The sequence below is a fragment of the Pseudomonas sp. FFPRI_1 genome (genome assembly GCF_055384485.1).
In genome coordinates, this window is the sequence record NZ_AP029168.1 from 4,668,142 (window position 1) to 4,690,401 (window position 22,260).

Annotated in this window: 18 protein-coding genes; 8 read left to right on the forward strand and 10 right to left on the reverse strand. The window is 65.7% G+C overall.

From position 1 onward, the window contains the following. Nucleotides 1-23: 23 nt before the first annotated feature. The 5 genes from argE to ACZ5BO_RS20700 form a co-directional block, all read right to left on the reverse strand. On the reverse strand, nucleotides 24-1,187 hold the full coding sequence (argE, locus tag ACZ5BO_RS20680; RefSeq protein ID WP_025129857.1) for an acetylornithine deacetylase: 1,164 nt from the start codon (nucleotides 1,185-1,187) through the stop codon (nucleotides 24-26). Continuing rightward, a complete protein-coding gene (locus tag ACZ5BO_RS20685; RefSeq protein ID WP_025129856.1) occupies nucleotides 1,180-1,857 on the reverse strand; it encodes a DUF1028 domain-containing protein in 678 nt (225 codons plus the stop codon). The genes argE and ACZ5BO_RS20685 overlap by 8 nt, the downstream gene beginning before the upstream one ends. A gap of 68 nt (nucleotides 1,858-1,925) precedes the next feature. After that, a complete protein-coding gene (locus tag ACZ5BO_RS20690; RefSeq protein ID WP_025129855.1) occupies nucleotides 1,926-2,336 on the reverse strand; it encodes a RidA family protein in 411 nt (136 codons plus the stop codon). Continuing rightward, nucleotides 2,336-3,649 (reverse strand): flavin-containing monooxygenase, encoded by a 1,314-nt coding sequence (locus ACZ5BO_RS20695; RefSeq protein ID WP_464696339.1) that lies wholly within the window; start codon nucleotides 3,647-3,649, stop codon nucleotides 2,336-2,338. Before ACZ5BO_RS20695 ends, ACZ5BO_RS20690 begins: the two co-directional genes overlap by 1 nt. 227 nt (nucleotides 3,650-3,876) lie before the next feature. After that, nucleotides 3,877-5,790 (reverse strand): hybrid sensor histidine kinase/response regulator, encoded by a 1,914-nt coding sequence (locus tag ACZ5BO_RS20700; RefSeq protein ID WP_464696341.1) that lies wholly within the window; start codon nucleotides 5,788-5,790, stop codon nucleotides 3,877-3,879. 245 nt (nucleotides 5,791-6,035) lie between these two features. Here ACZ5BO_RS20700 and nspC point away from each other — a divergent pair, with 245 nt between their 5' ends. The 8 genes from nspC (at nucleotide 6,036) to ACZ5BO_RS20740 (ending at nucleotide 17,657) form a co-directional block, all read left to right on the forward strand. Further along, nucleotides 6,036-7,133, forward strand: coding sequence for a carboxynorspermidine decarboxylase (gene nspC, locus ACZ5BO_RS20705; RefSeq protein WP_464696342.1), 1,098 nt, complete (start codon nucleotides 6,036-6,038; stop codon nucleotides 7,131-7,133). 30 nt (nucleotides 7,134-7,163) lie between these two features. After that, nucleotides 7,164-8,408, forward strand: a complete 1,245-nt coding sequence (locus ACZ5BO_RS20710; RefSeq protein WP_025129851.1) for a saccharopine dehydrogenase family protein — start codon at nucleotides 7,164-7,166, stop codon at nucleotides 8,406-8,408. A 281-nt stretch (nucleotides 8,409-8,689) separates the two neighbouring features. Next, nucleotides 8,690-10,429: a dipeptidase gene (locus ACZ5BO_RS20715; protein WP_464696343.1), complete on the forward strand. Its 1,740-nt coding sequence runs from the start codon at nucleotides 8,690-8,692 to the stop codon at nucleotides 10,427-10,429. Nucleotides 10,430-10,895: 466 nt separating this feature from the next. Further along, nucleotides 10,896-14,084, forward strand: a complete 3,189-nt coding sequence (locus tag ACZ5BO_RS20720) for an autotransporter outer membrane beta-barrel domain-containing protein (RefSeq protein ID WP_464696344.1) — start codon at nucleotides 10,896-10,898, stop codon at nucleotides 14,082-14,084. A 265-nt stretch (nucleotides 14,085-14,349) separates the two neighbouring features. Continuing rightward, entirely contained in the window at nucleotides 14,350-15,114 is a 765-nt protein-coding gene (locus tag ACZ5BO_RS20725) for a COG4705 family protein (protein ID WP_464696345.1), read from the forward strand. Between the two features lie 23 nt (nucleotides 15,115-15,137). Beyond that, entirely contained in the window at nucleotides 15,138-15,572 is a 435-nt protein-coding gene (locus tag ACZ5BO_RS20730; RefSeq protein ID WP_464696346.1) for a hypothetical protein, read from the forward strand. A gap of 85 nt (nucleotides 15,573-15,657) precedes the next feature. Then, complete coding sequence (locus ACZ5BO_RS20735) at nucleotides 15,658-16,323, forward strand: response regulator transcription factor (protein WP_025129846.1); 666 nt, start codon at nucleotides 15,658-15,660, stop codon at nucleotides 16,321-16,323. Next, nucleotides 16,299-17,657, forward strand: a complete 1,359-nt coding sequence (locus ACZ5BO_RS20740) for an ATP-binding protein (protein WP_464696347.1) — start codon at nucleotides 16,299-16,301, stop codon at nucleotides 17,655-17,657. Before ACZ5BO_RS20735 ends, ACZ5BO_RS20740 begins: the two co-directional genes overlap by 25 nt. A 114-nt stretch (nucleotides 17,658-17,771) precedes the next feature. Here ACZ5BO_RS20740 and ACZ5BO_RS20745 read toward each other — a convergent pair whose 3' ends face one another. From ACZ5BO_RS20745 to ACZ5BO_RS20765, 5 genes are read right to left on the reverse strand one after another with little or no spacing between them, the layout of a single operon-like run. Continuing rightward, nucleotides 17,772-18,746, reverse strand: a complete 975-nt coding sequence (locus ACZ5BO_RS20745) for a fatty acid desaturase family protein (RefSeq protein WP_464696348.1) — start codon at nucleotides 18,744-18,746, stop codon at nucleotides 17,772-17,774. Next, on the reverse strand, nucleotides 18,733-19,356 hold the full coding sequence (locus tag ACZ5BO_RS20750) for a phosphatase PAP2 family protein (protein ID WP_464696349.1): 624 nt from the start codon (nucleotides 19,354-19,356) through the stop codon (nucleotides 18,733-18,735). Before ACZ5BO_RS20750 ends, ACZ5BO_RS20745 begins: the two co-directional genes overlap by 14 nt. A 55-nt stretch (nucleotides 19,357-19,411) precedes the next feature. Then, the gene (locus tag ACZ5BO_RS20755) at nucleotides 19,412-20,503 is read right to left on the reverse strand and encodes a glycosyltransferase family protein (protein WP_464696350.1); all 1,092 of its coding nucleotides are present in this window, start codon (nucleotides 20,501-20,503) and stop codon (nucleotides 19,412-19,414) included. After that, nucleotides 20,500-21,234, reverse strand: a complete 735-nt coding sequence (locus ACZ5BO_RS20760) for a hypothetical protein (RefSeq protein WP_464696351.1) — start codon at nucleotides 21,232-21,234, stop codon at nucleotides 20,500-20,502. Before ACZ5BO_RS20760 ends, ACZ5BO_RS20755 begins: the two co-directional genes overlap by 4 nt. After that, nucleotides 21,231-22,259 carry a hypothetical protein gene (locus tag ACZ5BO_RS20765; protein ID WP_464696352.1) on the reverse strand — a complete coding sequence of 343 codons (1,029 nt, stop codon included), beginning with the start codon at nucleotides 22,257-22,259 and terminating at the stop codon, nucleotides 21,231-21,233. The genes ACZ5BO_RS20760 and ACZ5BO_RS20765 overlap by 4 nt, the downstream gene beginning before the upstream one ends. Nucleotide 22,260 lies beyond the last annotated feature (1 nt).

Here is a 22,260-nt window from a genome sequence, read left to right on the forward strand (position 1 = left end):
AGGTTGAATGAACAGCATCAGGCTCAGGCAGGACCCTCCAGCCAATCGGCCAGGCGCATCAGCATGGCGTCGCAGCCGTGCAACTGCTCGATGCTGATGAATTCGTCGGGCTTGTGCCCCTGCTCCATGCTGCCCGGGCCACAGACCACGGTGGCAATGCCGGCTTCATGGAACAGCCCGCCTTCGGTGCCAAAGGCCACGGTGCCGAACTCCCGCGAGCCGCTGAGCAGCGCCAGCAGCTCGGCCGCGTCACTGTCAGGTGCAGTGGCCAGCCCCGGGTAGGCGCTCAACGGCTGCAGGCCGATACCGGTATCGGCCTGGACCGCCTGCATCCCGGGCAGCAACTCGCCCTCGGCGTAGCGCTGCAGTTCATCCACCACGGCCTGGGCGTCATCTCCGGGCAAGGTGCGCACCTCGAAATCGAATTCGCAGTCTTGCGGCACGATGTTCAAGGCCCGGCCGCCTTTGATCAGGCCGGTCTGTACCGTGGAAAACGGCGGATCGAAACGCCGGTCGTGGTGCTCCGGGCGGGCCAGGCGGGTGCCAATGTCGCCGAGTTTGCCGATCAGCCGCGCCGCATATTCGATGGCGTTGACGCCATAGGGCGCATAGGCGGAATGACAGGCTGCGCCGCGCACCTGGCAACGCATGGCCAGCTTGCCCTTGTGGCCGAGCACCGGGCGCAGCTCGGTGGGTTCGCCGATCAGGCACAGCAGCGGCTTGTGCGGCCGCTGCTGCAGTTGCTCAAGCATCGGCCGCACCCCCAGGCAACCCACCTCCTCGTCATAGGAGAACGCCAGGTGCACCGGCAGCCGCAAGGTGCGCCGGGTCAGGTTCGGCACCGCCGCCAGCACCGAGGCGATGAAGCCTTTCATGTCGGCGCTGCCACGCCCGTACAGGCGCCCTTCGCGCTCGGTCAGGACAAAGGGCTCCAGAGTCCAGGCCTGGCCGTCCACCGGCACCACGTCGGTGTGCCCGGACAGCACCACGCCGCCACGATCCGTGGGCCCGATGGTGGCGAACAGGTTGGCCTTGGTCCGTTGCGGGTTGTAGATCAACTCGCTGTCGACTCCGTACCCGGCAAGGTAGTCACGGACAAAGCCGATCAACTCCAGGTTGGAGTCGCGGCTGACCGTGGCAAACCCCACCAGCCGCGCCAGCAACGCGCGGCTCGAAGGCTCATTCATTGCCGGGCACTCCGTAGCTCGGGGCCGCCGTGGGATCCAGGGCCCGGGTCAGGTAGTCCTGCATCTGGGGTCGGTAGGCCTGCCAGAGACGCTCCAGTTGGCCGATCGGATCCTCATCGGCCCAATCCACCCGCAGGTCGACGATGGGCCAGGTCAGGTCGTCCACCACCGACAGCGCCGCCGAGTGCACCGGCCCCGCTTCACCGCCGGCGGCCATCGCTGCGTGCAGGGCGGCCAGCAAGCGCTCGACCAGCATCCCCGGCGTCTGCTCGAAAGCCTGGACCATGGCCTCGATGACCTCGGGAGCGGCCAGCAGATTGCCGGCGGCGACGCACTGTTCGCCGGCCAGCGCATGATGCTGGCCCAGGGCTTCCTGGCCACTGAACAGCGCCGTGCGCCCCTGGCCGTCGATCACCGTGACCTGGCGATACTGGCTCCAGCCATTGCTGCCCAGCGCCTTGTCCAGGGCTGCGCCGGGCTCGAGCCTGTGGCTTTCCAGCAGGTCGAGGATCTGCGGGCCGAGGGCCGGCAGGGTCACGTTCTGGGTGGCCACCGCACCGACCCCGGCCCGCAGCCAGGGGCAGCGGGCGCCGACGGCGATGCTCGAGGAACTGATGGCCACACCCAGCTGGCCGGTTTCGGCGCAGCGGCCAACGATGGAAAAAGTCATGAACTCTCCTTGGCCCCAAGGGCCGCCTGGACGCCCAACCCGGCGTCGTTGAATCGAAGGTTGAAGCCTTACTCGGGAATCACCGCGATCACGTCGATCTCCATCAGCCACTGGGGCTGGCCGAGGGCCGAGACCACCAGCCCAGTGGAAATCGGGAACACCCCCTTGAGCCACTTGCCCACCTCCTGGTACACCGGCTCGCGGTAGCGCGGGTCAGTGAGGTAGGTGGTGGTCTTGACGATGTGGGACAGGTCGCTGCCGGCTTCCTCCAGCAGTTGCTTGACGTTCTTCATGGCCTGCTCGGCCTGGGCCTGAGGATCGCCAAGGCCAACCAGCCGACCGTCGAAATCGGTGCCGACCTGGCCGCGCACGTACACCGTGTTGCCGGCGCGTACGGCCTGGCACAGGTCGTTGTCCAGGGACTGGTTGGGGTAAGTGTCCTTGGTGTTGAACATGCGGATACGGGTATGAGTCGGCATCAGAGGGCTCCCACGGGGCTGAAGGTCTTGGCCTGGTTTTCAGCGGGCGCCGGCTGCTGCGCCGCGTCGCTGTAGGCCTGGTATTTGCGTTGCGTCGCGATGTGATCGGCAATGTGCTTGGCGTCGTGCCAGACGCCCCAGATGAACGACGAGCCGCGGCGCGACAGCCAGGGCAGGCCGATGAAGTAGATCCCGGGTTCGCTGGAAACGCCGCGCTGGTGCCGGGGCTTGCCGTGCTCGGTGAAGGCGTCGACCTGCAGCCAGGTAAAATCCACGGCATAACCGGTGGCCCAGATGATCGAGGTGACCCCCGCCGCCGCGAGGTCGAGTTCGAGGAGCGGCTGCTGGACGCAGTCCGGGTCCGGGAGGCGTCGGCGGGCTTCGGGCTCCAGCGGCAGGTCGAGCCCATTGCGGGCAATGTAGGCGTCCGCCGCATCCAGCAGGGCCAGGTAGTTCTCGTCGCCCCGGGCCAGGTTCTCCACCAGGTCCGCTTGAAAGCTGACCCGCTGGCCATCGAAGGCGCGGGTCAGCCCCACCAGGGTGATGCCCTGATGGGCCAGCGCGCGAAAATCGATGGTCTGGCCGCCACGGGCGCCACTGACCGCGATGGTCACGTGCTCGCGGCCCGGCTTGGCGATCTCGGCGTCCCACTCCCCCAGGACCCCGAGCCACCAGCAGAAATCGCGATTGCGATAGGAGCGCGGCGGCCGGTCATGGGCGCCCACCGACAGGTAGACCTGGCGACCTGCGCGCTGCAGCTCATCAGCGATCTGCACCCCCGACGAGCCCGCCCCCACCACCAGCACCGCGCCTGCGGGCAGTTGCTGCGGGTTGCGATAATCGGCGGAGTGGATCTGCTCCAGGGCGCTGTCCCTGGGGGCGATCGGCGGGATCACCGGCCGCTGGAAGGGGCCGGTGGCCGCCACCACCCGATTGGCCTGGATCACCCCCGCAGACGTCTCGACGGTAAAGCCCGGGCGCCCGCTGTTGCGCAGCACCTTGCGCACTTCAACGCCGGTGCGGATCGGCGCGTTGATTTTCTGCGCATAGGCTTCGAAGTAGTCCGCCACCTGGTCCTTGGCGGCAAAGCCGTCGGGGTCGATGGAAAACTCCAGCCCCGGGAAGCGGTCGTGCCAGGCCGGCCCGTTGGCCACCAGCGAATCCCAGCGGCCAGTGCGCCAGGCCTCGGCCACCCGGCTGCGTTCCAGTACCAGGTGCGGCACCCCGAGGGTGCTCAGGTGTTCGCTCATGGCCACGCCGGCCTGGCCCGCGCCAACCACCAGGGTATCCACGTGTATCTGTTCTACGGTCATGTCTGTGTCCTTCTGCGAGACGGTGAGCGCCAGTGCAATGGCTGGTCGCCCTGTTCAGAGCCCGGGTGCGGGTCGGATGCAGCAGATGGTGCGACAGACGCCGAAGAAGGAAAAATATTAAAAATGTGCTCGCTGGCTAAGAAAAAACGAGGCAGCCCGGGGCCTGCAGGCCAAGCCGGGCCTCACTCTGCCGCGCCAGAGGCGGGGCTGCCCGGGGCCATTGCCGACTACCCCAGGGCCTGGGCCAGGGCCGCGGTCAACTGCACCTGGGTGTAGGGCTTGAACAGCCGTGGCAGGCCTGCCGCCAGGCCACCCAGATGCTGGGCGTAACCGGTCGCCAGGACGATGGGCAGTTCAGGGTGCAGGCTGCGTGCCGCCACCACCAGCTGTTCACCGTCCATCTGTGGCATGGCCACATCGGTGATCATCAGGTCGATCTCCGGATGCTCCCGGAAACAGTCCAGGGCCTGGGCCCCGGAGGTCGCGCAGATCACTCGATGGCCCAGGTCCTCCAGCAGCAAGGTGGTGCTGTTGAGAACCAGGCTGTCGTCGTCCACCAGCAGCACGCACATGGGCCTGAGCAAGGGGCTGAAGCCGGCGCTCGGCGCCGCGGGCTGCACAGGTTCCTCGCAACTGGCCAGGGGCAGCCACAGTTCGGCGGCCGTGCCCTGGCCCTTGCTGCTCTTGAGCACCAGGCGGCCGCCCAGCTGTTCTGCCAGACCGTGGACCATGGACAGCCCCAGCCCGGTGCCCTTGCCCAAACCCTTGGTGGTGAAGAAGGGTTCGGCGGCGCAAACCAGGGTCTGTTCATCCATGCCCTCGCCGCTGTCGATCACCGACAGGCACACATACTGCTGCTGGGGCAGATCGCCGGCGGCGCTGCGCAGCTGCCCGCGGATCAGCAGCCGGCCACCGCCCGGCATCGCATCACGGGCGTTGCTGGCCAGGTTGAGCAGGGCCAGCTCCAGCTGGTTGACGTCGGCCTGCACCCGCGGCAGGTCCTCGGGCACCTCCAGTTGCACCGCCACCTGCGGCCCCACCGAACTGCACAGCAGGCCCTCGAGACCGCGCACCAGCTGGCCCAGGTCCACGGCTTCGGTCTTGAGTTCCTGGCGCCGGGCGAAGGCCAGCATGCGCTGGGTCAGGGTGACCCCGCGCTCGGTGCCCAACAGCGCATTGTCCACCAGCCGCGACAGCCGGGGATCGTCGCCAGCCCGTTTGCGCAGCAGTTCGAGGTTGCCGCGGATCACCGTCAACAGGTTGTTGAAGTCGTGGGCAATGCCGCCGCTGAGCTGACCAATGGCTTGCAGCTTCTGCGATTGGAACAAGGCTTCGCGGGCGATTTCCAGTTGCTGCTGCGCGGCCACCACCTCGCTGATGTCACGGGTGATCTTGGCGAACCCCAGCAGCTCGCCGCTGTCGGCGCGGATCGGGTCCACCACCACATGGGCGAGGAACCGGGTGCCGTCCTTGCGCATGCGCCAGCCCTGCTTCTCGAACCGCCCTTCGCGCTCGGCAATCGCCAGGGTGTTCTGCGGCTCGCCATTGGCCCGGTCCTCGGGGGTATAGAACAGCGAGAAATGCTCGCCGATGATTTCCTCCGGCGCGTAGCCCTTGATCCGTTGCGCCCCCGGATTCCAACTGCTGACCCGACCACCGGCATCGAGCATGTAGATCGCGTAGTCGGTGACACTCTGTACCAACAGGCGGAACTGCTGTTCGCTCTGTTTCAGGGTCTGCTCGGCCATGCGCTGCTCGGTCATGTCGCGGGTGATCTTGGCAAAGCCGATCAGCGTTCCCCGGGCGTCACGGATGGTGTCGATCACCACATGGCACCAGAAGCGCGAGCCGTCCTTGCGCAGCCGCCAGCCCTCGCCCTCGAATCGCCCCTCGCTTTGCGCTATGCGCAGCGCCCGCTCGGGCATCGCCGCCTGGCGATCCTCGGGGGTATAGAAGCAGGAAAAGTGCGCACCGAGGATTTCCGCCTCCTGGTAGCCCTTGAAACGCCGAGCGCCGCTGTTCCAGCTGATCACCCGGCCCTGAGGGTCGAGCATGTAGATCGCGTAGTCGACCACGGCTTCGACCAGCAGGCGAAAACGGTCGTCTTCCAGGGGGTTGCGAGGCTCGGGCTGATCACTCATGGCGCTTTCCGTTATCGATTGTTCTGTTATGGACCCACGACCTTCCGCCAGCCAGTGGCCGCGGCGCGCCCGGACCGCCAAGGCGCCGCTCACAACCCTGTGAAGCACACCTCATCGCATGCATTGGCCAGGGGACGCAAGCACCTGGACCGGTGTCCGACGAAAATACATTTCCGAGCTTTCGATCTGCAGGCACTGAAGGCACAATGCGTACCTTTTTGGCTGCCCCTGCCGGAGCTCTTGAAATGATCAAAACGCCGTACTACCTCATCGACAAACAGAAGCTGCTGGTCAACATGCAGAAGATCGCCTACGTGCGCGAGCAGTCCGGCGCCAAGGCCCTGCTGGCCCTCAAGTGCTTCGCCACCTGGTCGGTGTTCGACCTGATGCAGCAATACATGGACGGCACCACCTCGTCGTCGCTGTACGAGCTCAAGCTCGGCCGGCAGAAGTTCGCAGGCGAGGCCCACGCCTACAGCGTGGCCTGGGCCGACGATGAAATCGAGGACATGCTCGACAACTGCGACAAGATCATCTTCAACTCCATCAGCCAGCTGCAGCGCTTTGCCGACGCCAGCGCCGACAAGGTCCGCGGCCTGCGGGTCAACCCCCAGGTGAGCAGCTCGGACTACCTGCTGGCCGACCCGGCACGGCCGTTCAGCCGCCTCGGCGAATGGGACCCGGCGAAGATCGAGCAGGTCATCGACCAGATATCGGGCTTCATGTTCCACAACAACTGCGAGAACGGCGACTTCGGCCTGTTCGACCAGATGCTGTCCACCATCGAGGAACGCTTCGGCCACCTGCTGCACCAGGTCGAGTGGGTCAGCCTCGGCGGCGGCATCCACTTCACCGGCGAAGACTACGACGTGGACGCCTTCTGCGCGCGCCTCAAGGCCTTCTCCGAGCAGTACGGCGTACAGGTCTACCTGGAGCCGGGCGAAGCGGCGATCACCCAGAGCGCGTCCCTGGAAGTGACCGTGCTCGACACCCTGTACAACGGCAAGCACCTGGCGGTGGTGGACAGCTCCATCGAAGCCCACATGCTCGACCTGCTGATCTATCGCCTGAACGCCAAGCTGTCACCGAGTGCGGGCGAACATACCTACATGGTGTGCGGCAAGTCCTGCCTGGCCGGAGACATCTTCGGCGAATACCAATTCGATCGTCCGCTGGCCATCGGCGATCGACTGTCGTTCATTGATGCGGCGGGTTACACCATGGTCAAGAAAAACTGGTTCAACGGTCTGAAAATGCCGTCCATTGTCGTGAAACAACTCGATGGCAGCATCGAGGTGGTACGCGAGTTTGGTTTCGAAGACTACCTGTCCAGCCTTTCCTGAGCGGACAGGTCACGAGGAGAAGTAAATAAATTGAAGAAGAATGTTCTTATCATTGGTGCAGGAGGTGTCGCCAAGGTGGTGGCCCACAAGTGCGCGCAGCACAACGACGAACTCGGTCGTATTGCTATCGCGTCGCGCAACATCTCCAAATGCCAGGCCATCATCGATAGCGTCAAGGCCAAGGGCAGCCTCAAACAGCCCGCGGACATCAAGGCCTATGCGCTCGACGCACTGGACATCGAAGCGACCAAGGCGCTGATCCGCGAGAGCGAGTCTCAGATCGTCATCAACGTCGGCTCGCCCTTCCTCAACATGTCGGTGCTGCGTGCCTGCATCGATACCGGCGCCGCCTACCTGGACACCGCGATCCACGAAGAGCCGGGCAAGATCTGCGAAACACCGCCCTGGTACGGCAACTACGAGTGGAAGCACCTCGAGGAATGCCAGCAGAAGAATGTCACCGCCATCCTCGGCGTGGGCTTCGATCCGGGCGTGGTCAACGCTTATGCAGCCCTGGCCAAGCAACAGCATTTCGACCGCATTGATTCGATCGACATCCTCGACGTCAATGCCGGCTCCCATGGCAAATATTTCTCCACCAATTTCGACCCGGAAATCAACTTCCGCGAATTCACCGGGCAGGTCTGGAGCTGGCAGAACAGCCAGTGGACCAGCAACAGCATGTTCGAAGTCAAGCGCACCGACGACCTGCCTGTGGTCGGCTCGCAGAACCTGTACCTGACCGGCCATGACGAAGTGCACTCGCTGTCGAAGAACCTCGACGTGCCCAACGTGCGTTTCTGGATGAGCTTCGGCGAGCACTACATCAACGTGTTCACCGTCCTGCGCAACCTGGGCCTGCTCTCCGAGCAGCCAGTGAAGACCGCCGAAGGCCTGGAAGTGGTACCGCTCAAGCTGGTCAAGGCGGTACTACCGGACCCGGCGTCCCTGGCCCCGGGCTACACCGGCAAGACCTGCATCGGTGACCTGGTCAAGGGCACCAAGGACGGCCAGCCGCGCGAAGTCTTCATCTACAACGTGGCCGACCACGAGCAAGCCTACGCCGAGACCGACAGCCAGGGCATTTCCTACACCGCCGGTGTGCCGCCCGTTGCCGCGGCCTTGCTGGTGGCCCGTGGCCAGTGGGATGTGCAGCGCATGGTCAACGTCGAGGAGCTGGCCGCCGAGCCGTTCCTCGAGGCGCTGGACCTCATGGGCCTGCCAACCCGCATCAAGGACGAACACGGCGACCGCCCGTGGAACGTCGCGCCTTGATCTAGCCGCAACAGCGGGGCGCGCCAGCATCGGCGCGCCCCGCTCCAGGCACAGTGCCCGACCCAGGCCGACCCAGGCCGCCTCTTCTGCCCTTTCCCGAACCAAGCACCGGATAGCCCGCCCGGGGCAGTTTTTCGTTTGTGCGCCGCTTTTGCGTTTCTGTGCGACAGATCCCACATTCAGGGCTCCCGTCCCCCTCCCTGGTGGTGTTAGCGTGGGAAAGTTTCTGCACCAGAGAGCAGATACTTCTTATCCAGCCGACAAAGGAATGCCCCCCAACAATGGATTTCTCACTCAAGCACCTGGCCGCGGCCACTCTGCTGCTCGCCGGCCTGTCATCCTTCACCGGCGTCGCTCAGGCCAACCTCACCCCGCAACAGAACGCGGCCATTCTCAAGACCTTCAGCGACACCTCGGTCAAGGATTTCCGCCAGTTCCTCGGCAACCTCGGCAAGAGCGAGCTGGGCAAGAGCGCCAACCTCAGCCCAGCCATCGACGCCTTCCTCGGCAACCAGAAGCTGTCCGCCGAACAGCAGGACGAGATCCACCGCCTGCTGGGCCTCTACGCCCGGATCAAGTACGGCAAGGCGGCCACCCAGACCCTAATCGAGCTGGTGGCCATCCCGACCTTTCGCGTGGACGGCGTGCCTCAGCACGAGAACCCCGAATTCACCAAGATCGCCGACAAGATCAAGGACCTGGCCCAGGCCTTCGACCTGAAGTTTCGCAACGTCGACAACCGCGTCTACGAGATCTCCCTGAACGGCAGTGGCGATGAACTGGTGGGCATTCACGCCCATGCCGACGTGGTGCCGGTGACCCCGGAGAATTGGGTACTTGAGGACGGCACCCGCCTCGACCCGTTCAAGGTCACCCTGATCGGCGACCGCATGTATGGCCGCGGTACCGAGGACGACAAGAACGGCATCGTGGTGACGCTCTACGCGATGAAAGTGATCAAGGAAGAGAAGCTGCCCCTGGCGCGCAACTTCAAGCTGCTGGTGGACACCACCGAGGAAACCAGCGGCGACGCCATTCCCTACTACTTCGAACACAACCCGACCCCCAACTACAACCTGGCCCTGGATGGCGGCTACCCGGTGGTGATCGCCGAAAAAGGCTACGGCACGGTCATGGCCAACTTCCCCCGGCGGGCCGCTGAGGGTAAAGGCGCCACCATCACCGGCCTGACCGGCGGCCTGGCCACCAACCAGATCCCTTCGGCCTCGGTGGCCACGTTTGCCACGGACAAGCCCGCGGAACTGGCGGCCAGCCTGCAGAAGGCCGGCAGCGAGTATGCCAAGCGCCATGGCGGCAATTTCGAGGTCAGCGCCAAGGTCGACGGCAAGGACGTCAAGCTGACCGTCACCGGGGTCTCCGCCCACTCCTCCGAGCCCGAGTCGGGGGTCAACCCGGTGGCGCGGGCCCTGGACCTGATCCACAGCCTCGACGGCCAGGTCGCCCTCAAGCACAACGAGATCACCGACGCGGCCCGCTACGCCGCCGACAACTGGGGCCTGGACTACCTGGGCAAGAAACTGGGGGTGGATTTCGCCGATGCCTTCATGGGGCCCTTGACTGCCTCCCTGACCTACGTCGGCATGGATGACAAGGCCTTCAAGCTGGCGGTCAACCTGCGGGTGCCCAAGGGCAAGTCGCCGGAGAAGCTCAAGGGCGAGATTGCCGACAAGCTCAGTGCCTGGAGCAAGCAGACCCACACCGCCGTGGCCTTCGACTACTCCATCGCCGAACCGATGTACCGCAACCCCGAGGGTGAATGGGTCAAGGCGCTGCTGGCCGTGGCCAGCGAGAACCTGGGCATGGCACACGCCTTCGGCACTTCGGCCGGCGCCACCTCGGTCCATGAGCTGCCCAATGGCGTGCAATTCGGCCTGGCACGTCCCGAGGTCAAGTACACCGGCCACACCGACGGCGAGTTCAAGACCGTCGACCAGTTCCTGCTCGACCTGCAGATCGTCACCGAGATGATGGGCCGGATCGGCCAGTTGCCCAAACTCTGATACGTCCTCCGGCCCTGCCGCCCTGGCGGGGCCGGATCCCTCCCCTTGTTTGATCGTCGCCGCTGGCGGCGCTGCTGCTCCCTGAAGGACCGGCCTACGGGATATCAGGCTTGCTCCCATGCCCTCGATGGGCCTCCCGCAGCGCTCCTGTGCCGAGTGCCTGGCGATCCGCCCTGCCTGCCACGGCCGAACCCGCCCATCCAGCCCCACCTGCCACAGGCACGCTCGTGCCTGGGAGTGCGCAACTGATGATTCCAGGGCACGGACCAACGTTTCGCACGGCGGTTTAAGAAAGCTCTGATTTACCCCGGGGAGTCAAGGTTCAAAAATCTCTCGGGCATTCAAAGCGTCAGTCCTCCGGGTCTTTGCGCTGTGCCATGGGCCTCTGTTCGAACGCTGGCCATCCCATTCCTGCCAGATACTGATTCGTTGCGTTCGGATGAATCAGTGCCAACCGGACGTACTCATGAAAGCCCAAGCGACGCAACTGTCAGCCGCCATGCTGACAGTCCTGCTCTCCTCCATGCCATCGAACGCCCTGGCAAGAGTCTATCCCGGCATCGACCTGTCCTCCCCCGGCGGCGAAGCCAGGGTGCTCGATGCCGGCGACGAAGTGATCAATGGCCAAGTGGGCACCGCAGTGCAGATCAGCGGTAGCCAAAACGCCCTCTCGGCCGACGGCGTCAGGATCGAGTCGGGCATTGCCGGAACGGGCGTCGGCAGCAACGGCATCCGCGTCAGCTCCGGTGGATCACTGGAGCTGTCCAACAGCACCATCAATATGCTCGGTGCCGCCTCGGCCGTCGGCGTGCGGGTACAAAACACCGACAGCACGGCCGTTCTGACCGGGAACCGGATCACCACCGAAGGCTACATGTCTGATGCGGTGCTGGTGGAAGCGGGGGGACACGCCGAAGTCGAGGGGGGCTCCATCACCTCCAGCGGCGCCATGTCTCACGGCCTGAGTGCCGCAGGCGAGGACGCAACGATCATTGGCAAGCACCTGGACATTGCCGTCCAGGGCAACAATTCCGCCGCAGTCCACGCCAGGGATGGCGGCAGCGTTGTCCTCGACCAGGCGACATTGCGCGCCACCGGCAGCGATGCGCAATCGAGCAACAACGGCATTGAGATCACCCGGGGCAGCGTCACCGCGACCCACAGCGAGATCACCACGCTCTGGGGCATAGGCGCCAAAGTGGCCGGCGGCACGCTCTCGCTCAACCAGAGCAGCATCAACGCCCAAGACACCGGCATACATCTGAGCAGTGCCTCGGGGCCGAAGCTCACCCCTTCCACCGCCGTCCTGACCGATGTGAAGGTGCACTCGGAACAAAGCTACGGCCTCAACATCCAGGGCGACGGTGTCCAGGCCGAGCTGGAGCGGGTCCAGATCAGCAGCAATGGCAGCTACGCGTCAGGCATATCGCTGACGAGCAAGGGCGTCGTTACCGTCAAGGACTCAACCATCGAGATGAGCAACGACAGTGGCCTGGGTATCGACAACCGTGCAGGCAGCCTGACCATGGACGGTGGCTCCATCACCACCCGGGGTAGCAGCGGGCACGGCCTCTACGCCTCGCAGCTCTACCCGGGCAGTGGCGGCAGCGCCACGATCAGGGCGAGTGGCGTGGCCATCGAGACCTTCGGCCGTTCGGCCATTGGCGTGGTTTCACGCACGGCAGTGTCCGACATCGAGTTGACGGGTGGGTCGGTCACCACCCACGGCGAAAGGTCCTATGCCCTGCTCGCCAACGGTGGGCGCCTGCAGGTCACCGGCACCAAGGTGCGTACCCTGGGCGACTTCGCCACGGGCCTGATGTTCGGCAACAGCGGCACCCGGGGCGCCCTGGACTGGGTCGACATGCGCACCAGCGGCGCTGGCGCGGATGGCATCGTGGCCTACTCGGCAACGGCTGGGGTCGACCATGAACTCACCCTGAGCAACAGCTACATCGAAACCGAGGATGGCGCCGGCATCGCGGTCAAGGGCAGCGGGCTCACGGCCAATCTGGTCGACACCACGCTGATCGGCAAGTCCCGCAGCGGCAACGGCACCGCGTTGCGCATTGGCGAGTGGGACAATGACAGCACTCCCGGCGCCCCGGCCATCGCCGCCCGCGCCGTACAGCTCAATGCGCAGCGCAGCTACCTGGAGGGCGACGTGGTGGTCGACAGCGGCTCGGCCAGCCTGAGCCTGCAGGATCACTCAACCTTGCTGGGCGCCTTGCAGGTCGGCGCCGACGGGCGGACCCTGGACAGGTTGCACATCGACGACAGCAGTACCTGGCAGGTGCGCGGCGACTCGACCCTCAAGGACCTGCAGACCACGGGCACAATCTCCTTCGACACCCCGGGCAGCGGATTCAAGGTGCTGGACGTCCTCGGCAACCTCACCGGCAGCGGTCTGTTCGAAATGCGTACCGACCTCGGCAGAGGCCAGGGCGACCTGCTGCGGGTCGCCGGAAACATCGAGGGCCAGCACCAGATCCTGGTGGCCAACAGCGGCGCCGAACCCACGATGGCCGACGGCGCCGTGCAACTGGTGCAGTCGGCAGGTGGTGCGGGTCACTTCTCCCTGGCCAACCGGGATCAGGTGGTGGACATCGGCACCTACCGCTACGAGTTGAAGAGCGATGATGCCCTCGGCGGTCGGGCTTCGGACTGGAGCCTGGTGAATACCGGACGCAACCTGGCGGACGATCCGGAGGCAGAAATCTCCCCTGCTCCGGAACACCTGTCGACCGCGGCCAGTGCCGCCGTCAACACCTCCGCGGCCAGCACCGCACAGGCCATCTGGCATGCCGAATCGGGGGTGCTTGCCAAGCGCATGCGCGAGCTGCGTCAGGTTGCGCATGCCGAAGGGCTGTGGAGCCGTGGTTTCGGCGAGCGCCAGCACCTGAACAACGCCGGCGCCCGGGGCTTCGAACAGACCGTCAGCGGCCTGCAGCTCGGAGCGGACAAGGCGCTGGCGGTGCAAGACGGCCGCTTGTACATCGGCGCCCTGGCCGGCTACAGCCAGGCGGACCGCAGCTTCCACAGCGAGGGCAAGGGCAACGCCGACAGCTACTTCCTGGGAGGCTACGTCACCTGGCTCGCCGACAACGGCTGGTACCTCGACAGCCTGCTCAAGGCCAACCGCATCCGCCAGGACTTCAAAGTCCAGGCCACGGACGGTGAGTCGGTGAAGGGCAAGACCACGCAGAGCGCAATCGGCGCCACCCTGGAAATCGGCCGCCAACTGCAACTGGGGGAAGGCTGGTTCATCGAGCCCCAGGCCGGCCTGTCGGTCGCCCACGTCAGCGGCGACCACTATCGGACCAGCAACGACCTCGACGTGTCGGCCGGTGCCGGCAACTCGCGCCAGCTGAATGCCGGCCTGCAACTGGGACGACGCTTCGACCTGGGCAAGGAGGATTTCATCCAGCCGTACGTCAAGCTGGCTCAGGTCCACGAGTTCGACGGCAAGAGCACGGTGCGCAGCAACAACATCCCGATCCGCACGGACTTGTCGGGCGGCCACACCAAGCTGGGCCTGGGGATCAGTGCCGCACTGGGTGAGCACCACCGCCTGTATGCCGATTATGAGCATGCCGGCGGCTCGCAGCTCGACAAGCCCTGGTCGGTCAGCGCGGGCTACAGCTACACCTGGTAGGCACCTGGAACCCCGGGGCGCGATCGGCCATCAAGCCCGCCGCGCCCATGGGCCCAGGCCTGCGCCCCGGGGTCCTGGCATGAATGCCGCCCCATCCGAGCCACTCTGTTTCAAACACCTACGGCGCCGCGTGACAGCGCGGGGCCGTTGTTGAGCGCCTTTGCCGTCGAATCGCGAACCAGCTGCGCGCCCCTCAGTCCCAGCTAAGTTTCCTACCGTAGCTTCTCCCCTGCGCCCTTCAACGCGCTCAGGAGAGCTCACTCAGATGAATGCCACAACAGCCCGCTGGCTGAACAAAGTCCCCGAGGTGACGCTGTCCTTCTGGGTCATCAAGGTCATGTCCACCACGGTGGGAGAAACCGGTGCCGACTTTCTCGCCGTCGATGCCGGGTTCGGCGCCGGCTGGACCAGCATCGGCATGGCCCTGCTGCTGGCTGCCGCGCTGCTCTGCCAACTGCGCAGCAAAGCCTACACCCCCTGGATCTACTGGCTGACGGTGGTGCTGGTGAGCATCGTCGGCACGCAGATCACCGACATCCTCACGGACCAGCTGGGCGTCAGCCTCTACACCAGCACGGCGCTGTTCTCGGCGCTGCTGGCGATCAACTTCCTGGTCTGGTACCGGGTGGAACGCAACCTGTCGATTCGCCAAATCGTCACCCCCAGGCGTGAATGGTTCTACTGGACCACCGTGCTCTGCAGCTTTGCCCTGGGCACGGCCGCCGGCGACCTGGCCACCGAGGCCCTGGGCCTGGGCTTCACCCTCGGCGCGGTGATCTTCGGCGGGCTGATCGCAGCCACCCTGATGGCCTGGCGCCTGGGCTTGAACACGGTACTGGCGTTCTGGATCGCCTACATCCTGACCCGCCCCTTCGGCGCTTCCCTCGGCGACCTGCTGACCCAGGCCAAGACCTACGGCGGGCTCGGCATGGGCGCCACCTGGACCAGCGCCCTGTTCCTCTGCGTCATCGTGCTGCTGGTGGCCGTCGCGCAAATCAGCGTCGGCAATCGCAAAACCCTCACCCAATGAACCTGCCCCTCAAGGAACCTCTCATGCGCTACTTCCAACCGTTCATCCGTCGCCTGGCCATCCTGTGCGCAATCGCCTTGCTCGGCCTTGCCGCCGGCTGCTCGAAACCCGCCGACAAACCCACCGGTGCCGCAACCGGCACCAGCAACAGCCAGCAACAGGCCAGCTCGAAGCTCGGCGACCTGTCCGGGTTCCGCACCATCGCCGCCGAGGTCGCGGCCCTGGTTGAGCGCAATGACCTGCCAGGGGCAAAGATCCGGATCAAGGACCTGGAAACCTCCTGGGACTCCGCCGAGGCCGGGATCAAGCCCCGCGCTGCCGCCGACTGGCATGTCGTGGACAAGGCCATCGACCGGGCACTGGACGCCCTGCGTACCAGCAGCCCGAACCTGGTCGACTGCAAGGCCGCCATGGCCAACCTGCTGCAGGCCTTCGACTCGATGCAGGGCCAGCCATAAGAGCGGCGACAGAGCACGCCTGAAGTGCTTCACTGTCCGGCGCGGCCGTCATGACGGCCGCGCCTGATTTTCTCCGGAGCCGGACATGCGGATACTGCTGGTCGAAGACGACCCAATGATTGGCGACGCGATCCAGCGCGCCCTGAGTGATGCGAGCTATGCCGCCGACTGGGTGAAGGACGGCCCAAGCGGCCTCGCCGCCCTCGACACCCACCCCTATGACCTGGTGTTGCTGGACCTGGGCCTGCCCGGCAAGGACGGCCTGGAGGTGCTGGACATCCTCCGCGCCCGCAACAACCCCGTCCCCCTGCTCATTCTCACGGCCCGCGACAGCCTCGACGCTCGCCTGCGTGGCCTCGATGGCGGCGCCGACGACTACCTGCTCAAACCCTTCGCCATGGCCGAACTGCTGGCGCGCATGCGTGCGGTCCTGCGGCGCAAGGGCGGCAATGCCCTGCCCTTGTTGGGCAATGGCGTGGTCTCCCTGGACCTGGTTTCCAAGCAGGCCAGTACCGCGGATCAGCCGGGCATCCCGCTGTCCAGCCGCGAGTTCGCCCTGTTGCAGGCGTTGCTGATTCGCCCGGGGGCCATCCTCTCGCGCAGCGAGCTGGAAGACCGCCTCTATGGCTGGGGCAACGAAGTGGAAAGCAATGCCATCGAATTCCTGATACACGCCTTGCGGCGCAAACTGGGCAGCCACGTGATCAAGAACGTCAGGGGACTGGGATGGATGGTTTCAAAAAACGCTTGAACGAGTCGGTGCAGCTCAGGCTGTCGGTGGCCCTGTCACTGGTGATCCTGCTGGTGGCAAGCGTTGCCGGGGTGTTCGCCTTCGCCTCCGCGTTCGACGAAGCCCATGAGCTGCAGGACGATACCCTGCGCCAGGTGGCCGCGCTGTTCGACCGCCAGCGGATGACCTTGCACTACCCCACCGGCACCGCACTGGAAGGCGACGACGAAGAGTCCCGGGTGATCATCCAGTACCTGGCCGATGGCAAGAACGCGGCGGGCGGCAGCGACGAAGTCCTGCCGCTGCCGTTCCCCCCCACCCTGGCCGACGGCCTGTCGACCCTTGAGGTGGCAGGCGAGGCGTTTCGCGTTTTGGTCAGGAGCACCGCCCAGGGCGAGCGCATCGCCGTCGCCCAGGAAGTCGGCGCCCGGGACAAGGACGCCCGCGAAAGCGCCTGGCGCAGCCTGCTGCCCTTCGTCATTCTGCTGCCGGTGCTGCTGCTGGTGGTCGGTGACCTGGTGCGCAAGCTGTTTCGCCCGATCGCCAGCCTCGCGGCAGAGATCGACCAGCGTGCCGAGCAGGAGATGCACCCGATCGACGAGGGCCACCTGCCCACTGAGGTACGACCATTCGTGGTGGCCATCAACCGCCTGCTGGCGCGGGTCGCACACTCCATGGAAGCCCAGCGGCGCTTCGTCGCCGATGCGGCCCACGAACTGCGCTCGCCGATGACCGCCCTGTCCCTGCAGGCCGAGCGCCTGGCCGCCGCGGACATGCCGGCACAGGCCCGGGAACGCCTGCTGCCCCTGTCCCAGGGCATCGAACGAGGCCGACAACTGATCGATCAGCTGTTGAGCCTGGCGACCGTACAATTTGCCGCTGAGCGCCCGCAGGCGCGGGTCTCGGTGCATGAAGTCTATCGACGGGTGCTGGAGGACCTGCTGCCGCTGGCAGAACGCAAGCACCTCGATATCGGCGTCGAGAGCGTCGAGGATGTACAGGTGCTGATCAATGAAATGGACCTGTTCACCCTGGTCAAGAACCTGCTGGACAACGCCATCCGCTACACCCCCGAAGGCGGGCGCATCGACCTTTCGGTGGAGCGGGACGGGGACAGTGCACGGCTGCAGGTCAGGGATTCGGGCCCGGGAATCGCCGAGGACGAGCAAGCGCGGGTGTTCGATGCCTTCTATCGCTGCCTGGGGTCCGGTGAGGCCGGCTCGGGACTGGGCCTGTCGATCGTCAAGGCGATTGCCGAGCGCAACGGAGCACGGATTGCCATGGGCTTTGCGGATCCGCAGCAAAACAGCGGCTGGTGTTTTTCCCTGTGGATCAGGACCGGCTTGCCCGCTTAGGCACTGCGCCGCCCTGCCGCCCGCCTTCGCCCCCAACCGCCGAGGGCCGGGCACAGAGGCCATCGGCTCAACAGATTCGCTGCGGCCGGCCCGCTCCACCGCGGGCCCAGGCGCTCAGGTCGCGGCATCGTGGTCGCTCGCAGGCGTCGGATAACTGACATCCCGCAGCACGCCCATGTACCCCCCATAGAGATTGCCCTCCGGCAGCAGTTGCCGGGCCCGCAATTGCCGATGCACCGCATGCAAATGGTAGAACGGCATGCGCACATAAAGGTGATGTTCGATGTGATAGTGGATGGCGTGGGGGCCGAACAGGAAAGTCTGCCAGTTCGCCTGCACGATGCTGCGCGCGTTCTGGCTCTGGTCGGTGCTGACAGGCAACCCGGCGTGTTCCATGATCGCTCGCACCCGCCCCAGCAACGGCAACAGGGTAATGGCCGGCAGCAACCACAACCCCAGGTAGAGCCAGGGGTGCCCGGACCAGGCCAGCAGGCCGAACAGCAAAGCGTTGCTGGCCAGCATTGAACAGACCTCCCAGGCCATATAACCCGGGGACTTATCGACCTTGGGCATGATCGCCCGGTAGTCGCCCCGGGCGAACCTGAAAGCGCTGATGAAATAGCCCACGGCGCAGGCATCGGCCAATAGCCGCCTGACCAGCTGGCCCCTGGGCAGCGGGTAATCCCCCAGGCCAAAGACCACGATCACCGGGTCGTCATGCACCATCGGGTCTCGATGGTGCTTGAGGTGGCCCGCGCGGTAGGTCTGCATCGACAGAAACAGCGGGCCCGCGGCAAACAGTTGCCCCAGCAGATCGTTGAGCCTCTGTTGGCGCAACAGCACGCCATGGGCGCTTTCATGCATGATCACCGCCAGGGCCAGCTGGCTGCGGGCGATGACCAGCGCTGCCAGCAGGTAAGTCAGGGGGTGGGGCCAGAGCGCCGCGCCGACGAACGCCCCAGCGATCAAGCCCCAGTCGGCCAGCAGCGCCAGCAGGCTGATCCAGGGCTTGAGTACAAACAGCTCGGCGGCCGGGGCAAAAGCCTTCAGCGCCAGGTTGTCGCCGGCATGGGATTCAGGCTGGGACACGGGCAGTGCTTCCTTGTCGTTGGGTGGCCAGGGCACACGCCAGGGCCAGCAGCACTCCGCCGGCCACATCGATCAGCGTGTGTTGTTTGAGGGTCAGGGTCGACAGGCAGACAAGCAGGCCGACAATCGCCGTCAGCCATCTGCAAGGGCGTGCCCAGAGCGCACGGCAGGCCAGGCAGGTCACCGCCACATGCAGGCTGGGACATCCATTGGACGGCAGGTCCAACTGCCACATCCGGGCCAGTCGCTGCTGCAGGAATGCACTGTCGAGCGACCCGATATCAGGCCGGGGCAGCAGTTCGGGGAACAGCCAGAAGCACAGGATGGCCACTGCAAAGGCGATCCCGGTCGCGTTCCTGAAGGCCCTGAATGCCTCGGTGCTGGCATAGGCCGCCGCCAACAGCACAAAGGGAAAGAACAGCACGTACAGCCACCACGACTGAGCCACGAACGGGATCATCGAATCCAGCGCTGTGGCCCAGCTGTAGCGCGGTGTAACCAGGCGCTGCAAGCCGATGAACAGGCACAGCCCCAGCAGCAATCCCAGGCACGCCAGCAGCGCCTGTCGATACTGGGTCTCCCGGTTCAGGCGTTGCAGGAAATGGCCCATGACCGCTCACCTAATGAATGCATGCTGGGATGTCGGGCAGTGCACAGCGGCGAACTCACAGGCTGAGCAAGCGGCCGACCCAGGCGTCGATCCGCGCCTGGGCCTGCTCGCGGCCTGTTGCAGCAGGCGCAGCGGCGACCGCTGCCGCCAATTGCTGCGCCGCCCGAGCCACCTGGCCGCGAAAGTCGGCGCCGTCGCCGCGCCAGGTGACGACCCGGTGCAGCACCTGCAACTGCGCGGCGCGGGCCGCATTGGTAGCCTGCTCGGGCTGGTCGCTGAGCACCAGGATGATGGGCCGTTGATAGACCCTGGCAATCGACAGCGCGGCCATGCCCGGCGCCGACACCATCACCTGCGCCTGCGCTGCGCGACTGGCCCAGAGCGGGTCGACCGCCAGCCAGCCCGGGCGTCCGGCGTAGCCCTCGCCCACCCGATGCGCATCCAGCCCGGCATCGGCCAGGCCCGCACTCAAGGCATCGGCCAGAGCGGGCTCGCGAAAATGCGGGTTGAGGTACACCGCCGCGCCGGCCACGGCATCTGCCGGCAGCTCACAGGCCAAGGCCACCGGAGTCGGCAGGCGATACAGGGCCGGGGCCTGGCTGTCGTCGATCTCGTAGGCGAAGTCATGCTCGATGCTGGCCCGCGCCGCCGTGATCTGACGGCCGACGATCCAGCCGAACAACCGCCCGAACTGGCGCGGCCACATGCCCTGGAAATTGTTCAGCAGCGCCACCTTGAGGCTCGCCCCATACACATGCACGACCTTGCGCCGCCAGCCCGGCAACATGCCCATGTAGAGCAGCGCCGGGTGGAAGGAGTCGTTGATCACCCGGTCCACACTGCGCAGCCGACGTCCCAGGCGATGCATGTCCCGCAACATCCGCCCGGGGCGGAACAGGTAGTGCGCGACGTTGCGATTGGTGGCCTGGCGCAGCATGTTCTGCTCGCTGTCGAACTGCACCGCATAGTGCTCCGACAGCAGCCCGGCCTCGATCCCGAAGCGCTGCAAAAAGTCCTGCCCCTGCTGCGAGGTGGTCAGCACCTCGACCTGGGCCCCGGCCGCGCGCAGTCCATGCACCAGCAATTGCGCACGCATCAGGTGGCCACGGGCATCGGCAGTGGCCAGGTAGAGAATTCGAGGGCTCATCGGCGACGGCCGCCCACACCGCCCAGCACCCAGCCGGCGACGTACATCGCCAGTGCGCCGGTCACGCCAAAACTTGCGTCGACCCTGCGGATGTCCTTCAGCAGCCGTGCCAGATGCGCCGCCTCATGGGGCGCCACGATGCGCCGCAAGGTGTTCTCGCACAGTCGCACATGGGCTTTCTCGTCCGCCAGGACCCGGGCCAGCAGCGGGTACATTTCGTGCTCGGTGCCGATCACCGCGCAGTGGCGGCGCAGCACCCGCTCGGCCATCTGCTCGGCACAGAGCCCGGTGGCGTAGGCCGGCACCAGCAAGCCCTGTTCGAAATGCACCGCGTAGCGATGGGCCAGGCGCTGCCAGCGCAAGATCTTGCGTCGGCTGAGCCAGTCCGGCTCCAGCCGGGATTCAGCGTCATCCCCGAGTTCCCCCAGGGCTTGGGCAAACAGCGCCACATGCCGGCGTTCATCGGCCAGGTGACGCTCGACCTGCTGCTCGAGCCAGGGCGGCGACTGCGGCAGCAACTCTTCCAGCAAGGTGCGTTCGGTCGCATCCTCGCCGGCCAGGTACATGCGCAGCAACAGGCGCTCCCCCCGCACGCTGCGATGCAGGCGCCGCAGCGCGGCGCGCTTGATGCGGTCCACCAGGCGTGCCTGCAGCGCTCCCAGGCCCTGGGCCGGGGGTATGCCCAGGCAGCTGAAGCCCTGCTCCGTGACGCGGTGTTCAATCACGGTCATTGTGCGGCCTGTGGGGCAGCGTCACTGACCGCTGCGGCTGCGGCCACTTGCGAGCTGCGGTGCCAGGCCAGGATCAGGCCAATGAAACTGTCACGCATGAAAGCCGAGCCTGCGACGCTGGCCGTGGGAAAGCTCTGTTCTCGGCCGTTGTAACGCAGGTAGCCCTGGCCGTTGACCGCCCCCAGTTCCAGGCTGTCGCGCTTGTTCAGGCCGCGCTGGCGCACCTCCTGCAGCAAAGGGCTGTCCTCAAGCCCGAAGACAAACAGCTGGCGCTGCACCACCCATTGCGGAATCTGGCTGCTCAGGGCCTGCAGATCGAGGTTCCAGGTGCCCTTGGACAGCACCTGGTCGAGTTCGGCATCGCCCGGTTGCGATGAGGTGAAGCTGGCGCGCATCAGCGACTTGGACGCACGACCGACGCCCAGGCCGATGGTGATGTCGTCGGCCGCAGGGTTCTGCGCGTCACTGGGACGCACCACCACAAAGTAGCTGGCCACTCGTGCAGCGATGGACGGCTGCGCCAGGACCTTGCGAGCCTGCTCGGCACTGAACAGCACCCGCTCGCCACTGCCCTCGCGGACGCTGATGCGATACGGGTCGAGAACGATGTCACTGAAACTGCCACGCACCGGCGCGTGCACATAGGTATCGGACTTCCACACCTTGCCCGAGCGCCGCAGCAGCACCAGCAGATTCAGTGGCACGCGCTGGCCATTCTTGGCGACGCCGCTGCCATGCAGCAGCACGTCGCCGATCACCGTCTTGCTGTCATGGCCGGTATCGGCGCCGATCACGATGGAATGGGTTTGCGGGTCGACACTGGCCTGGGCATCCACCACGTCCAGGGCGATGCGGTTGCAGTTGCGATCGTTGCTGGTGGAGGTTGCACAGCCGCTGTCCGAGGCGAAGTGATACACCCCGCGACCGTTGAATTCGGCAGGTGCGGCACTGGCCTGGCCACCCAGGGCCAGCAATGCCAGGCACGCCATGGAGTAACCAAGAGAGGCAAGCGAAGGTATTTTCATC